This window comes from Aestuariimicrobium soli, from assembly GCF_051192575.1.
Lineage (GTDB): Bacteria > Actinomycetota > Actinomycetes > Propionibacteriales > Propionibacteriaceae > Aestuariimicrobium > Aestuariimicrobium soli.
Window position 1 is genome coordinate 80,370 of record NZ_JBPJSQ010000002.1, and the last position, 13,775, is coordinate 94,144.

6 protein-coding genes are annotated in these 13,775 nt (G+C 68.2%); 2 read left to right on the plus strand and 4 right to left on the minus strand.

The annotated features are described in order from the left end of the window. Positions 1-21 precede the first annotated feature (21 nt). A complete protein-coding gene (gene coaBC / locus ACSDQ9_RS01760; RefSeq protein ID WP_435142931.1) occupies positions 22-1,278 on the minus strand; it encodes a bifunctional phosphopantothenoylcysteine decarboxylase/phosphopantothenate--cysteine ligase CoaBC in 1,257 nt (418 codons plus the stop codon). Between the two features lie 58 nt (positions 1,279-1,336). Here coaBC and ACSDQ9_RS01765 point away from each other — a divergent pair, with 58 nt between their 5' ends. Next, a complete protein-coding gene (locus tag ACSDQ9_RS01765; protein ID WP_435142933.1) occupies positions 1,337-2,098 on the plus strand; it encodes an NRDE family protein in 762 nt (253 codons plus the stop codon). Positions 2,099-2,132: 34 nt separating this feature from the next. Then, positions 2,133-3,311: a PDDEXK-like family protein gene (locus tag ACSDQ9_RS01770; protein ID WP_435142935.1), complete on the plus strand. Its 1,179-nt coding sequence runs from the start codon at positions 2,133-2,135 to the stop codon at positions 3,309-3,311. Positions 3,312-3,468: 157 nt separating this feature from the next. On the opposite strand, the gene ACSDQ9_RS01775 is transcribed toward ACSDQ9_RS01770, so the two are convergent. From ACSDQ9_RS01775 to ACSDQ9_RS01785, 3 genes are all read right to left on the minus strand, one after another. Then, on the minus strand, positions 3,469-8,154 hold the full coding sequence (locus ACSDQ9_RS01775; protein WP_435142936.1) for a DEAD/DEAH box helicase: 4,686 nt from the start codon (positions 8,152-8,154) through the stop codon (positions 3,469-3,471). Next, positions 8,151-11,390 (minus strand): hypothetical protein, encoded by a 3,240-nt coding sequence (locus ACSDQ9_RS01780; RefSeq protein WP_435142938.1) that lies wholly within the window; start codon positions 11,388-11,390, stop codon positions 8,151-8,153. Before ACSDQ9_RS01780 ends, ACSDQ9_RS01775 begins: the two co-directional genes overlap by 4 nt. A gap of 305 nt (positions 11,391-11,695) precedes the next feature. Further along, the gene (locus ACSDQ9_RS01785) at positions 11,696-13,774 is read right to left on the minus strand and encodes a DEAD/DEAH box helicase (RefSeq protein ID WP_435142940.1); all 2,079 of its coding nucleotides are present in this window, start codon (positions 13,772-13,774) and stop codon (positions 11,696-11,698) included. Position 13,775: the final 1 nt, after the last annotated feature.

Here is a 13,775-nt window from a genome sequence, read left to right on the forward strand (position 1 = left end):
GGGGGTTGCCGAGCGGGGGGCTCAGGCCGGGTCGGCGGCTGCCCGCAGCTGGACGATGGCGTCGACCAGGGCGGCCGCGGTCTGCTGCTTGGTGCCGCTCGCCCGGCCGACGACGGTGCCTCCCGACCCGAGGATGACCATTGCGTTGTCGGACGATTCGAAGCCCTGATGCCAGCCGACGGCGTTGACGGCGAGCAGGTCACAACCCTTGCGCTCGAGCTTGCGGCGTCCCAGGTCGAGCAGCTGCTCCTCGCTGTCGGCGGTCTCGGCGGCGAAGCCGACGATCACCTGGGCTGCGCTCCCCTGGTCTGAGGCGCGTCGTTCGACGAGCCCGCGCAGGATGTCGGGGTTCTCGATGAGCGACAAGGTGAGCTCAGGCGTGCCGACGTCTTCCTTGCGCAGCTTGCCCTGGCCGATGTCGGCCGGGCGGTAGTCGGCGACGGCGGCGCACATCACCAGCACGTCGGAGGCGTCGGAGACCTCGCGCATGGCGGCGTCGAGCTCGGCCGCCGAACCCACGGGAACCACGGTGACCCCACTCGCGCCGTCGAGCACGGCCGCCTCAATGTTGGCGGCCACGAGCGTGACCTCGGCTCCGCGTCGGGCGGCCTCGGCAGCCACCGCCACCCCTTGGCGTCCGCTCGAACGGTTGCCGAGGTAGCGCACGGGATCGAGCGGTTCGCGGGTGCCGCCGGCGCTGACCACGACCTTGACCCCGGCCAGGTCGCCTCGTCCGTTCTCATCAGCGACGGGCTCGCCCACGAGCTCGAGGGCGCGGCGGAAGATCTCCTCGGGCTCGCTCATGCGTCCCGGCCCGGAGTCGGACCCGGTCAGTCGTCCGCTCTCGGGCCCGACCACGTGCACGCCGCGGTCGCGCAGGGTCTCGACGTTGTGCTGGGTCGCGGGGTGCTGCCACATCTCGGTGTGCATGGCGGGCGCCACCAGCACGGGCGCGCGGGTCGCGAGCAGGGTGGTGCCGAGCAGGTCGTCGGCGAGTCCGGCGGCCATCCGCGCCAGGGTGTTCGCCGTGGCCGGGGCGACGACGACCATGTCGGCCTGCTGTCCGAGGGCGACGTGGCGCACCTGGGCGACGTCGTCGTGCACGGACGTGGTGACGGGGTTGCGGCTGATGGCCTCCCAGGTCGACAGCCCCACGAACTTGAGCGAGTCGTCGGTGGGGGCGACGTGCACCTCGTGGCCGCCCTCGACGAACAGTCGGGCGAGTGAGACCACCTTGTAGGCGGCGATGCCTCCGCAGACTCCCAGCAGGATGTTCACCGAGCCATGGTCCCACGCTGCCCGCAGCCCTGTTCGCTGCGTGGCTAGCCTTGCGCGCATGTGCACCGTCGTCATCCACGTGCCCGAGACCGCGGACGAGGAGGTGCGCCTGCTCGCCGTCAGGGACGAGGACCCCTCCCGACTCTGGGACCCGCCCGGCTACTGGTGGCCGGAGCTCCCCGGGGTGGTCGGCGTGCGCGACCGTCTGGCCGGTGGGGCGTGGCTGGCGGCCAATCCCGGCGAGGGCAGGCTGGCGGTGGTGCTCAACCGGGCCGACGTGTTCTCGGGCGGGCTGCCGGCGGGTCCGAACGGGCTGGCCTCTCGCGGCTCACTGGTGCTGGAGGCGGCTGTCGGGTCAGCGGTGCCGGAGGTGCCGCGCACGGCCGGGTTCAACCTCGTCGAGGTGGCCGGCGGGGTGGCCACCGTCACCAGCTGGGACGGTGCCACGCTCACCCGCACGGTGCTCGCCCCCGGTGTGCACATGGTGGCCCACGACGACGTGGACGACCCGCGGACCGCCCGCATCGAGGCCTGGCTGCCGGCCTTCAGGGCCGCGGCGGAGGCGGGGGGCTCGTCCGAGGTCGACTGGCGCCGTCGGTGGCTGGACGTGCTGGAGGGCACCGCGGCGCTGCCGGTGGACGACGACCGCGCCATCATTCGCGACAACCGCAGCGACGGCTACCCGACCCTTTCGCTGCTGGTCTGCCTGGCGGAGATCCGGCCGGGGATCGCGGGTGGGGACGAGCGGGTGCGGCTCTCGTCCGCGACGTTGGACGAGCCCGCCGTCTGGGAGCACCCCGACTTTCAGACCGCCACCTGAGCTGCCCGCAGGGAGTTCGGTTAGTCTCCAGACCATGGACAACGACGTTCTGGACGGGTTGGTCACCCCGCTCGTCCCTTCCTTGGCCACGAGCCTGTCCACACAGTTCAATGTGTTCGAGGTCATGCACCACGGCACACACGAGAAGCAACTCTCGAATGTGTTTGCGTGGCTGCTGCGATCGGACGCGAGCCACGAACTCGGTGACACCTTCCAGACGATCCTGATGGGCCGGGTGAACAAGCACCTGCCCGACGACGAGCAGCTCCCCTTGAGCGGCTATCGCATCAGCCAAGAGGTCGACACCGCCAAGGGCTCCGAGAGCGGCAGGGACATCGCCGACATCCTCATGGTCTCCGAGCACGCCAAGGTGGTGGTGGAGAACTACGAGAGTTCCGACGGGCACGGGCACAGCTTCGACGGTTACCTGGAGCACGGCACAGCGGACGGAGGCCGCGGCGTCGTGGTGCTGATGTGCCGGCGACACGAGCCGCACCGTCAACGCGAAGGCTGGGAGGACGCTGCCGTCGTCACCTACGCCGATGTCCTCGGCGACCTTCGGACACACCTGAAGGGCGATCCGGCATGGGTCTCGGCTCATCCACGTCAGAGCACGTTCATCAACGAGTTGATCGATTACTTCACGGAGGTACCCGGAGCCATGACCGATCAGGACAGAGTCGACTTCATCTCCGCCATGTGCGACGCCGGTGAATGGAACCGCTTCGCGTTGAACAAGCAGGAGCAGGTGGCGCAGGAGTTCGCGGACCTGGTTGCCGAGCACGCCAAGCGACAGTTCATCGAGGCGAAGAGCGCCCTCCAGACCATCAAGAATTCGCTACGAAGCTTCGCCCGCAGCACCCTCATTCCACAGGTGGCGGAGGCCGTCACCATCGGGCGCATCTCCACTGCCAGTGTGGGCTTCCAAGGCCAGTGGCAATGGTGCATCTCGCTGCCTCGGGAAGACGGCCAGCCCACACTGTTCCTGGTGTTCGGGCCGACCGCCGCCGCCGAACATGGCCAGTTTGCGCGTCCTCCTGAAGATCCGGACTACAGCCGGGTGTTCGTCATGCGGTCGGCCGGACGCGACGCGCGCGACGTGATGCACCAGACCAGGGTGGGTCTGGACGAGGTCCTGGCCGGACTGGGCCCAGACGACGTCCGGCTCAGGGATGCAGTGATCGAGGTCATGCGGGCCGACAGCAGCGCCTGACGACTTTGCAGGCACTCGGAGTCAGTCCGCAATTCCGGGATCGTCCCCCTCCCGCGTTCACCTCCTGAACATGCCCTTGCCCCTGTTCGGTCGAGGGCAAAGGCACGGTCAGCAGGTAAACACCCAGCGGTGTCGACCTCGACGTGTCCGCTCGCAATCAACCGAGCGCTGAGCCGAGCCCCACACCCAGCGAACTGAGCAGGGCTGCGGCTGCCCCGCGGGAGAGAATCTCGTGGTCTCGCTGGTTCCGGTAACCCCGCAGGCATCCGTAGCAGGATGTCTCCGGCCCACAGTCGCACGTCGTGACCCGCCGTAGGGCCGCCTCGAGAACATCCTCCAGCCTCTCCTCGATCCGCAGCACGTTCCCACCACCGCCTGGAACCGTGTCGAAGAGCACCAACGACCTGGTGACAGGCCCCGTGGGCGACAAGGTCCCCCCGATGTCGTCTCGGGAGATCTGCAAGGTGTCCGACGCTGCCTCGAGCAAAGCGTAGAGCACGGACTTCCAGACGGCTTCCTCCCGAAAGATCTGGTTAGGCCTGACGTCCAGCCAGAGAAGGTCAGTCTCGTATGGATGAGCGAGGTCGACCAGATCCAAGGGGCCTGTGCAGTCGTGCCCCGCCCGGAGGAGGTGCTGATGCTTGGTCGGACGTCGAGTCCCGACGTTGGTCAGGGCCGTGCCCCAGCCGCACCACCGACAGACCAAGTAGCCACTCTCTGAAGGCCCATCGGCGATGGAGATGAGGCGACCCCTGGGACCCACAAACGCCTCGATGCTCCCGCCGGGGAGTTCGAACGAACGTGAGCGGGAGACATCCGAGAGCTTGACCACGTGCGTGGCGCCCCCCCAAGCTCCGCGTGGGGGCCGGGAGCCGGGTCGCTTCGGGTCGGGCGCCGCCACGAAGCCGAACTCGGGGATGATCAGCGTCCGTGCGGCCGCGGCAGCCACGTCGCCGCACGTAGGACACTGCGGCTCGACGTCGCCGAAGGATTCCCAGTACTGACCGCACCGCCGACAGACCCGGTAGTTCAGCCCGACGAGCTCCTTTCCCGGGAGTCGGTAGATGCCGCGAGACATCCACTCCAAGCCCCCCGCGACCAACGACGCGTCCGGGGCGTACTCGTGGATCGCTTGCGACAGGTCACGCGACAGGTCGAGCTTGGCCCCGAGGAAGTGCTCGGCAGCGCTGAAGTCAGTCCGGAGTTCCACCGAATCGACCGGGAAGCCGTACTTGGGAATCACGTTGTGGTTCGCGAGGTGGCCCAGGAGGTCCCGGCCGCGGAGCGTCTTCAGGACGCCCTCGTACCGGTCGGCCAGAAGGAAGTTCCGCGCGGCCACCGCCTCGTCCTGGATACCACGCAGGGTCGAGACGTCCGCAGCGAGCCCCTGCCGCACTTCCTCCAGCAGATCTAGCAGCACCGGCACCCATTCGCCGGAGTCGACTCCGATGGCCTTCTGGACTCCCACCGGCAGAACGCGACGCAGCGAGGTCTGGACTTCAGCAGGCACGGGGTTCAGGAAGGTGCGGACGGCCGCGACCGGCGGCTCATCCACCCCGTCACCGATGAAGAACTCGCCTGCCTTCCTGGAGATGCCGTGGAGGCTTTCCAAGTACCAGCGGAAAAACGCCGCCAGCGCTACGGAGTGGGCGTGTCGCCTGTCGATGCGGTCATTGTCGAGAGGCACGTAGGGAGCCGGGATGCGACCCGCCATCATCGCTTCCGGAGCTGCGTACTGGGTCAGGTCGTGCGACCGTCGCTGTGCGTACGTGACCACGAGGGCAGCAGCGCCCGCACGACGGCCGGCTCGCCCAGCACGCTGGACGTAGTTTGCTGTGGTGGGCGGCATGTTCCGCAACATCACCGACTGCAGCTCGCCCACGTCGACCCCCAGTTCGAACGTGGTCGAGCACGACAGTGCGTTGATCTCGCCCCGGATGAAGTCCTGCTGAATGCGAGCCGCCTCAGTGTTGCGCCACTGCGCGGTGTGCTCACGTGCCGTCAAAGGGACTGGGAGCATCGACCGGTAGATGGCCCGGTAGTGATCGCGGTCTTCGTCCGCCGGCGGGGGAACGAGAGTGTGTAACTCCCCCGGGCACCCCAACGCCGGGCAGACTCCCGCCACCGACACCGGAGCCACGCGCTGGCACGTCGAGCATTGATGGACGGGTGTGCTTGCATCGACGAGCGCGAACCGGAGCATGCGGTGATCGACCTGGCTGACGGCACCCAACCCCTTTGGGGTACTGGTGACCAACCAGTCGACCTCGGTTCCCGGGTCGGTGAGGAAGCGCCAGACACCGTTGAGCACCCCGACGGGGTCGGTGTCGCTACCCATCGCCGCCAGCACGCGGTTCACGTAGTCGACACGCCGGTTGCTTCCGCGCCCAGGGAGCCATGAGAGCACCTTTCGCTTCGGCTCCGGCCCGCTGAGGCGCGCGTAGATGGGCCCCAGTCGCGGGGCGAAGATCTCATGGTTGGGGGGGACGTCGTCCGGCATCGTCACCGCGCCTTGGAGCCTCAACGTCCTGACCAGCTCCGCGACGAAGTCCCAAGCCTGTTCGGTCGTGAGGCCCAGGCGCAGGAGTGGCTCCGGGAGCTTCCACCCGGGCTCGCGCCGCAGGGTGACGCGGACCAATCCGACCCCCTCGAGCGACTGGCGATCGTCCATGCTCGCAGCTTCGGCCATGATCCACGGAGCGATCATCCTCTCCTGCCCCGCCGCAGACATGCCAGGACTGAACACCTGCACCGCATCCGCGCTCCGCCGAACGTGGTACCGGGCGTCAGCGACGTTCACCCCAGAGGTGGCGGCACCAGCCGACTCCAGCCCTTGAATGATCAGACGTCGGCGCTGAAGCCGACCGTACGAATCCTCCAAGTACGGCGCGAAGTAGGCAGCCGCCTGCCGGCTGTCGCTGAACATCAGCAGCTTGCGTCCTTCGCCGGGCCGAGCGACGTCCCGAGGGTCCTCGCTGGCGGGGAGACTCTGGTACAGAGAGGTCGTGATGACCGCGCCAGCGGCGTCCGCGCCCGTCTCGAAGGCACGGACGGTGCCGGCTCCCCGGGCGCCACACACCAGACAACCGACGAGCTCCTGGCCACGCTGCTTGAGCTTGCGAACACGCCGGAGCGTCGAGCTGCCGCAACCGGGGTCAGCGCAGCAGGTGGCATCGGCCGTGGTGAGCACGCCGCACTGGGTGCACAGCTTGCCCTCAGCGCCGTTCACGGCGCCGCCGTCTTCTGCCAAAGCCTCCTCATCCTCGTCGACCCGATCCAGACCGTCATCAAGCACCAGCCACGACGTCGGGGCGTCCGCCTTGCGGGGCGCGAGGCGCAGACGCCTGTCGCGCGACTCAAGGACGCCCAGCAGGTGAACCGCGCCGCACCGCTTGCAGGCCCCCACCTCGAAAACTGGGGCAGCGCAGTCACGGCACAGCTCGTGTCGAGCGAGATGCACGTGGGGGCCAGACGGAGAGAGGCAGGTGAACGCTCCCTCCGTGGCGCGCAGGAAGAGGTGGTACCGGGACGAAAGAGCGGACGACCCGTCAGGCCCTCTCAGCGCGCTGGCGACAGCCACCAGCGCGACGAGCCCCTCCTGCCGACGGGGGTCGTCTGGGAAGACCCGTGCCGGCAGGGCGTCGAAGGGCTGTGGTCCGACGCTCAGCAGCCGCTTGAGCTGAACGAGACTGCCCTCGTGGGCCAGGGCAGAGCGAGCATCCGGTGCCGTGAAGTCGTGGCTGCGAGCCAGCGCTACAACCTCGTCGTCCACGGCAGTGCTCTGCGCCAGCCGAAGATAGTCCTCGGCAGTCAACGGGCCCCACGTCGGCCCGGTCGGAGTCTGGCGGCGCTCGGCTGTGATCAAGTCCTGCCGCGCGGAGTCGTCGTGCACCCACTCGAAGGGCACTCCGAAGAGACGGGACGCGAACTCGGTGACCGACGACGGATCGGTGTCGGCGCCCACAGTGGCCGAGGTGGCGATGCACTGCAGCGGCCGGTCAGGTGCCACGCGATCCCTCAGGCGACGCACGAGCATGGCGATTTCGGCGCCCTGGGTTCCGTCGTAGACGTGGGCCTCATCGATCACCAGGAAGCGCCAGGTGGCGTCGCCGTCGCTGGGGAACAGGCCCATGTCCTGCGGGCGGAGGAGCAGGTACTCCAGCATCGCGTAGTTGGTCAGCAGCAGATGGGGCGGCGTCTTGCGCATCTCCTGACGACTGAGCAACTCGTTGCTCAGGAGGCGTTCACCAGGGTTGAGCTCTTCGAAACGCTCGCTCGCGCGACGCGGGTCGTCCTCGGTGTCTCCGGTGTAGCGACCGAAGGTGATGTGCGGAGTGTCGGCGAGCATGGCCCGGAGCCTCTTCATCTGGTCATTGGCCAAGGCGTTCATCGGGTAGAGGAGCAATGCTCGCACGCCAGGACCCAAGGCGCCCCGCTCGTTCTCGGCGGCCAAACTGTCCAGAATCGGCATGAGGAATGACTCGGTCTTCCCGGACCCCGTACCGGTGGCCACCACGACGTTGCGGCCATCCCTGACCTTCCGGATGGCGGCCTCCTGATGCCGGTACAGCGGCCGGTCGAGCGGAAGCGCCGGGCTGGCCAAACCTGCGAAGCCGGCGGACAGCAACCCAGAGTCAATGAGCTCGCGGATGCTGGACCCGGTCGCGTAGGGCGGAGTGGCCTCCAGATAGGGCCCTTTGTCGAGAGATGGCGAGGTGTCAATGGCGCTCGCCAGCGCTGCGGCGATCTTCGGGTCACGAGCGGCGATGAGCGAGCCCAGATACCTGCGGTAGGACGCCTTGATCTCCGCAGAGGTCCTCACCGGGTCGGAGTGCTCGGTCATTTGTCCTCCTGGCTCGCGCTCGACTGCTCCGCAGCCTGCAGCAGTTCGGCCACAATCAGGTCGATCGTGACGAGGTCGGGCGCGATGCGCGCCAGATCGGCCCAGAGTCGCCCTTGCTGTGCCACCAGCTGGCGCGCCTGGGCATCGCCGCGCGCGACGCGCCGTGCCATCCAGGCGAGGCTCAGGGACAGGGCCGGATAGCACCGCCACCCATCTGACCGGGTGGGATGGCATCGGGCTGCGACGGCGTCGACACCTGCCAAGTCCCCCACGGACTTGAGGTAGGCGCGGAGCAGCTGGAGGCACCGGGGGCCGTTTTCCTGGAGCCCCGCAGATGCGTCGCGCCGTCGATCCAGCAGGTTCAGAGACGCCTGCACTCGCGTGTCGCCATCGACAAGGCCTTGGGGAACCAGCCTCAACTGATTCCGGAAGTCCAGTTGCGCGGTCGAGCCAAGCGCCAGATACCGATCGGCCGCTGTGTCGAAACGGCCCAGACCTGGCCACGGGTCGTTCCCACGCAGGAGGCTGTCCACACCGTCTCCGCACACCACCCGGGCGTTGGCAGCAGTGTCCAAACCCCGCCTGACATCGTCCACCAGTCCTGGAGCGGTCAGGAGTGCCGCTGGTAACGCTCCTGCGCGGGTCCACGCCACGCTGCCCCGAGACGGCAACGCCGTCGGCGTCCATGCGAGCCCGGAACGGATGATCGCCTCGGGCACGCGGTCGGCTTCGATGCCGCTCGAGTCCAAGGCGAGGAGTGAGGAGACAGGATCCTGGGTGAGCACGTTGCGGCAGGCCTTCCCCACCTCGGCGAGGCGCTCGCCCATCAGCCCGAGCCACGGCAGCCGGCCAGTGACCGCCCAGACCCTCGACAGGTCAGCAATATCGGCGGGGAGTGGCCCCGCGCCTGCCAGCCACCGGGAGAGCGATGTCTCCTCGGCGTCCTCGCTCGAAAGCCAACCCGGCGCACTGAGCAGCCAGGCCTTCTGAGGGGCCGGCCATGCCGGAACCGATGCCGGAGCCCACGGATCATCGACCCGGACGGTCACGACGACGGGTCCCGCGTCGCGCAGCTCTTCAGGGAGCTCGACCTGTCCATGCCGGACCTCGAGTCGCGTCCCGCCTCGCCAAGGTGCGACCACGGGGTACACCAGCGCGACGAGTCCCTCCACGTCGACGCTGTCGACGAGCTCGAGGATGTCACCGGTCAGCTTCACTTCCGAGTACAGCCTTCGCGGGCTCACCTGACTCACGACGAGGAGGCCTGCTTCGTCGAGTGACAGTCGTGCGCGGGGGTGAGCTGCCAGCGTGTCGCCCACCTGAGCAAGGTTGAATCGATAGACGCCGTCGCGGCTGCGGCCGAAGGTCACAAGCTCCTGGACGCAACGGTCACCCACTAGGACGTGCAGGGTTGGATCACCCACCGCGTCCAGGTCGATCGTCAGCGTCCCGCCCAGCTCACGAAGGTCCTCGGCATACAGCGGTACCGGCCGGACGCCCGCCGTCGTGGAGCGTTCACTCGACTGGTAGGACATCGACATGTGAGGAGGTCGCACTACGGCTCGAAGAACCGTGTGGTGCGCGGTCAGTGTCACCTGCTGCTCTGTCTCGTGCCCCGCGAGCTCGAACGACGACTGCTCGGCCTCGACGCCAGGAGGGAGGCTGAGACGGATCGTCGCGGGCACCAGCCCATCGGGGGCGATCCGACGCCACGGGGGCTGAGACGCCATGCGCACTCCCTCGGCCAGCACCAGGTCGCGAGAGATCCCTCGCCCCCAAGGGCCGCGCACCCGGATTCGGTACGTGCCCAACAACGGTCGAGGAACGCCCGACCACAGTCCTTCGCGGAGGTCGTCGCCGGCGTGAAGCATGCGGTTGTCAACGAGCACCCGCCCGCCAGCATCAGTGATCGTCAGGGACCAGCTGCTGTCAGTGCTAGCAGCGGATGGCAGCTCGATCTGGGGAACCTGCCCAAAGACTGGCCCGCCGCGGTGCAGGAGGCCCTGGATCGGTTCCCCGGCGGCGATCCGCACGGACGAAACCCTGCGCACACTGCGTGGACGCTCGCATCTGGAGGACCTGACCATGCTGGCGCCCCGGAGGTCGAGGAGTCGCAGGGTCCAGCCGCTCCAGCCCGGGGGAAGTGCGCCCTCGGCCAGGACCACTGCCTCGCCGACAACCACTAGGTCATCAGGGCCGCCCGGAAAGAGCAACCACACCGGAAAGCCCGGAAGAGGCAACCCCGGGAGGAGCTGCCGGCCCTCCTCGGAGAATGCGAGGAGGGGGTCCTTGTCGTCGACGACCGGCACGGTCATCGTGAGGTCGGGGCGCCGTTGGAGGGCAGCCGTCACTGCTCGGACTGGACCGATGACTGGCACATCCGTCGGCGGGGCCGGCTCTCCCGGCCAGGCCGCCTCGCTGTGCACGTGTTCCGACTGGGTGCCGACCGTCACCGTCCACGTTGCCTGGCCGACCTCGTCCACGGGCGGCAGTCTCAGGAGTGGCCCGCGACCATAGGGATCGAGCACCAAGCCTGGCCGCTCTGCCTCGTGTCCGTCGGAGTGGCCCCTTGGCCGCCTCTCGCTGATCCCACCAGCCTGTCGAAGGGCCACAGCGGCGACGCGGAACCTGTCCGGCAACGGCACTTCCTCGCCCGTACCACCGGCCGCGACCACGTCGAGCAGCTCAAACACGCGGTCGCTGACGTCGATGGCGAAGTCGCCGCCGTAGCGCAGGAACCGCTCGACAGGCTTGTCGATGTTGAACAACTTTCCCTCGGCGGCCTTGCTGGCCGCCCACGCCACGAACTCGTCAGGCGTGATCCCCTCGTCTCGGCTGCGGCGTTCACCGACGAGTTTGAAGTAGTCCGCAAGGCAGTGGGTGGGAATCCCCGAATGCATGAGGATCGGGCCGACGAATCGGGCTCCAGAATCCTCAATCTCGCCGAAGTCCGGAAGTCCCAGCGCTCGCAGGTTCTCCAAGAAGGCAGTTCCCCACTCCTGCTGGAAGCTCTGATCCCCACGGATCCCAAGCATGCCCGTCAACTTGGGCCAGAACGTGCCGTGAGAGTAGTGGTGGGTGGCGATGCTCACTGTCGACATCACGTGAACCGCTGGCCAGCGGCGCAACAACCAGCTGCGATCCCGCCCTCGTGCCGCAAGGAACTTACCTCCCAGTACCTCGAGGGCCTGTTCGGCGTGTTCGGCCTTGGCCAGATCCTCGGCGACCAGCGACACGACGCCCAGGCGCCGTCCCCACCCTTCCTGTCTCAGGCGTAGTAGCTCATTAGGGGTGACGACCCTTTCCTGCGTGTCCGCAGATCCCACGGTCAATGCACCCCCAATTCGCGCGGCGCGACGATGCGCCGATGTCGCTCTCAACGGTATCAACATAGACCGTTTGGCGGTTCGCACCGCCACCAGCCTGTACCTCACGTCGTGGTCGGAATCGGGGGCAGCCACCATTTCCTCCCGCAGACCGGTCACTGATCATGGAGCACCGTTACGGGTGAACCAGGCGGCGGTTCGATGTTCACACGGCCTCAACGGCGGAGCCGCCTTTCCAGCTCCCACCGAGCGAGCACGTCGGGGAGCAGGTCAGAGAACTTCAGCCCCATGAGGGCATCGTCGTCGATGTCGATCGGAAGCGATTCGAACTCGGCGCCGAACTCGAGGCGGGCCAGCACGAGCGCCTCCTGCACCATGAACATGGTGGTTCCCGCGCGCAGGCCGATCCAGGCATCGCCGAAGCTGGTCTTCCCATCCATGAGCTCCGGGTTCACCCTCGCGAGAGCGGTGGCGAGCACCAGGTTCCGCCGCCCACCGGCCCGGTTCCACCAGCGCGCATCGCTCTCCCGCTGCACCACACGAGTGGAGGTGGCGTCGACCTCGTCGGCCCGCTGCTCGCGAAGCCGGGCCAGCGCGGCCGCCGCCCGCTGCGACAACCTGACACCCACCGGGTCTACACCCAGCAGCACTCGTCGCATGGAATAACAGAGCTGGGGCGAGTCCATGGGCAGGGAGTTCTGCCAGCGCACCACTCCCCCGTGGTCGGCTGGCTCGACGTGACAACGACGACGAGTCCAGTCGACGTGGGTCACCCTACACGGACGACCACCGAGCGTGATGAAGCGAGGCCCCTCCACCTCGCGCAGCAGCGTCAATGGCTCGAGGTAGCCGATGTCGGCTCGTCCGTGCAAGACCAGGAACTGGGGTGGCGCGGTGAACGCGGCCATCAGGTCGCGGAAGTAGGTACGGCCGTACCGGCCCTCCGCCGTGGGTCCGATGAACAGCAGGTCGCGGTCACGGTCGAGGTGCCCCAACTCCTCCAGCCCCCGCACGATCCGGGCGACGAGGGCATCGTCGACCCAGCCGAGCCCCTGCAGTCGAGCCACGAGTTCGGCCTGGCCGATCGTCCGCTGTTGGATCGTGATGCCCAGCGCCTGTTGCGCGACGATGTGCAGCGGCTCGGGCGGCGGCACCAGCGGCTCGACGTAGCCCTCGCCCCACAGCAACGCGATGCCGGCGGCGCGCAGGAAGTCGTCGTCCTTGATGCCCAGCACCAGCATGTTGCGCACGGTGCCGAGGCGTCGTCCGGTACGACCCAGCCGTTGCAGCAGGGACGCCACCGTGGGGGTGGACCCGATCTGCACGACGCGGTCGAGGTCGCCGACGTCGATGCCGAGCTCAAGGGTGGACGTGGCCACGATGACGCAGTCGCGTTCCTGGGCAAAGGCCTCCTCAGCACGTCGACGGTCGTCCGGGGACACCGACGAGTGGGAGACGAAGGTGGTCACCCCCAGCCCACCGAGCCGTTCGGCCAGCTCCTCCACCTGGCGCCGGGACTCGCAGGAGACCAGCCTCTTCTCACCCTGGTGCAGGGACGCGATCACCGTCGCCGCGTTAGCAAGGCTGCCGACGAAGTCGAGCTGCACGTCCGGGGCCGGCCCGCCGGCGGTGACCGCGGGATTCACCAGGACCCCGGGCACGCCAGCGTCCCGGTTGTTGCCCTGCAGCCAGCCCAGCAACCACTCCGCATTGCCCACGGTGGCCGACAGCCCGACGCGCTGCAGCGGGTGCCCCACCAGGTCCTCCAGCCGCTGCAGCACCCCCAACAGGTGCCAGCCGCGGTCGTCCCCGGCGAAGGCGTGGATCTCGTCGATGACGACGGCCTGCACCCCGGAGAAGATGGCGCGCGGGTCGGTGGTGGTCGAGATCAGCATCGCCTCGATCGACTCGGGTGTGGTGAGCAGCACGTCGGGATGGTCGAGCAGCCTCCGCTTGCGCTGGCCAGCCGTGGTGTCCCCGTGGCGCACCGCCGAGGTGCGACCCAGCCAGCCGGTGTAGCGCTCGGCCCGCACCTGCAGGTTGTTCACCAGCGCCTTGAGCGGGGTGATGTAGAGCACCGAGGTGCCGCGCCAGTTCTCGCCGCTCATCCGGGTGAGCAGCGGGAACAGGGCGGCTTCGGTCTTGCCACCGGCCGTGGGCGCCAGCAGTAGCGCGTCATGCCCCGCCAGCAGGGGCTCGACGGCCTGCTCCTGCAGTGCTCGAAGCGTTCCCCAGCCGAGGTCGTTGACGATGTGGTGCTGCAACGACGGGGTGAGCCGATCGAAGCCGCTCACG

Excerpts from the sequence above, each read along its gene's own strand:
- ACSDQ9_RS01770 (WP_435142935.1), top strand. The coding sequence starts at position 2,133 with ATGGACAACGACGTTCTGGACGGGTTGGTCACCCCGCTCGTCCCTTCC.
- ACSDQ9_RS01775 (WP_435142936.1), bottom strand. The coding sequence starts at position 8,154 with ATGACCGAGCACTCCGACCCGGTGAGGACCTCTGCGGAGATCAAGGCG.
- ACSDQ9_RS01765 (WP_435142933.1), top strand. The coding sequence starts at position 1,337 with ATGTGCACCGTCGTCATCCACGTGCCCGAGACCGCGGACGAGGAGGTG.